The organism is Variovorax humicola, from assembly GCF_037889915.1.
In the GTDB taxonomy this organism is placed as follows: Bacteria; Pseudomonadota; Gammaproteobacteria; order Burkholderiales; family Burkholderiaceae_C; genus Variovorax; species Variovorax humicola.
This window is the reverse complement of record NZ_JBBKZV010000095.1, coordinates 1-1799: the sequence shown is the minus strand read 5'-3', so window position 1 is coordinate 1799 and position 1799 is coordinate 1. Positions and strand designations below refer to the sequence as shown.

At 65.5% G+C, this 1799-nt stretch carries 2 protein-coding genes; one reads left to right on the top strand and one right to left on the bottom strand.

The genetic code is table 11. The features are described 5' to 3' along the window. Nucleotides 1-65: 65 nt before the first annotated feature. Nucleotides 66-1424, bottom strand: a complete 1359-nt coding sequence (locus tag WKW80_RS37145; protein ID WP_340368552.1) for an IS701 family transposase — start codon at nt 1422-1424, stop codon at nt 66-68. Nucleotides 1425-1546: 122 nt separating this feature from the next. Here WKW80_RS37145 and WKW80_RS37140 point away from each other — a divergent pair. Further along, nucleotides 1547-1799: DUF6788 family protein (locus tag WKW80_RS37140; protein WP_340368551.1), on the top strand; the 253-nt coding region annotated here is incomplete at its 3' end.

Here is a 1799-nt window from a genome sequence, read left to right as displayed (position 1 = left end):
TAGTCTTACTGTGTTATTTAAATTACTCCCGCTGGTACCGTAGGCAACAGGGACACCGGGGCAGGTTACGAGCCAGCAGCGCGCCGATACGCAACCGCAAGCTCGTGATGGAGGATGGGACGTGGCGCTGCGCCCTCTGGGCTTCCCCGAGGTTTGTAATGCGTGGGTAGGGCAGGCTCCTCGCGAGCGGAGTTTTTTTTACCCCCGACCTCGTCGGGATGCTGCAGCCGTTGCGCCAGCAGGAAGCCATAGGCGGCGATGCTGAGACTGGCGTGGTGATGAAAGCCGCGCCATCCACGGCCCTCGTACTGTCCCAGCCCCAGGTCCTGCTTGAGATCCTGGTAGTCGCGCTCGATGCGCCAGCGCATCTTGGCCTCGTAGACCATGCGCTGCAGCGGCGTGCCCTCGGGCAGCGTGGACAACCAGTACTTCAGCGGCTCTTCGTGGCCCTCGGGCCACTCGATGAGCAGCCATTGCGGCGCGCGCAACTCGCTGCGCAACTCGTCGCGGTGCGCAGCACTCACCCGCACGCGAGCGAAGTAGGAGCGCAGCGCGGCGTTCGTGCCCTCGCGCCAGGTGACTTCCTGCCAGTCGTCGGGATCAATGTCGAAGGCCACGTCCTTGACCGTACGGGGCCGATGCTCGGGGGCGTTGGCGTCGCCGCGGCGCAGTCGCCGTGGAACGGGGCCCTTGCCGCTGTAGGGCCTGGGTGGCAGGGGCTCGTGCCCGGGCGGCCACACCGTGACGCTGCCAGTCACTCCCACGACGTAGGGCAAGCCAAGCTCGTCCAGACGTTCTCGAAACGCGGTGTCCACGCCGTAGCCCGCGTCGCTCAGCACGCAGTGCCTCGGAGCGCCTTGGGCCAGCAGGTGTTCGATCTGCTGCAGCGCGATCTGAGGCTTGGTGGCGAACTGGAGCGCTTCGGGCACGCCGGCCTTCTCGCGTCGGGGCGCATCGTCGGCCCACTCCTGGGGAAGGTACAGCTGCCACGCCACTGGAATGCTGGCCGCTGCGCAGGCCAGTGACACGCTCACCGCCACCTGGCAGTTGTCCTGCTTGCCCAGCATCCCGCAGTACTGGCGCGCGACGCCCACCGAATGCCGCCCCTGCTTGGGAAACCCCGTGTCGTCGATGATCCACCAGCCGCCGTCGCTGAAATCCATCAACGGCACCACCCACTGGCATATCCCCAGCAGCATGCGCTCGTCCGACCAGTTCGCGTCGGCCACGAAGTGGTGCAGCGACTGGTGGCGCGCGCGCACCCGCAGCGGTTCCACCAGCGCGGCCATCGGCTCCACGCTCTTGCGCTGAAGCGGCGACATCAGCCCGGTGGTGTAGCCGCGCAGCCCGGCGTGCCGGTCTGAATGTCCCAGGCCCTCGCTCAGGTGGGCCATGTACTGCTCGAAATCCTTCAGGTCTTCCATCGATCACCCTTTGCTGCGCAGTATGCACACGGCCCGCATTTGCGCAGGTCATACGGGCCAGGAAACTTGCATATTGCTGTTCTGGCGCTAATACTAGCGACAGACGAACGAAAGTAAAGCCCATGGCGCATCGACCCGAAACCATCATCAAGCAGGCGCGCGAGCGCATCGCGCGAATTCGAAGCACCCTCAGCGAGATCGACTACCTGTGCTCGGGTACGTTGCTACGACGCACAAAGGTCTGTGGAAAGCCCGGGTGCCGTTGCGCCAGCGATCCGGACGCTCGCCACGGCCCTTACTTCGAGTGGGGGCACATGAAGGGCGGCAAGCTGGTTCACCGCACGGTCTCGCCCGAGCAAGCCGCCATCCTGGAGA

Bases quoted from the DNA above. Each gene is read 5' to 3' on its own strand.
- WKW80_RS37145 (WP_340368552.1), bottom strand. From the start codon at position 1,424: ATGGAAGACCTGAAGGATTTCGAGCAGTACATGGCCCACCTGAGCGAG.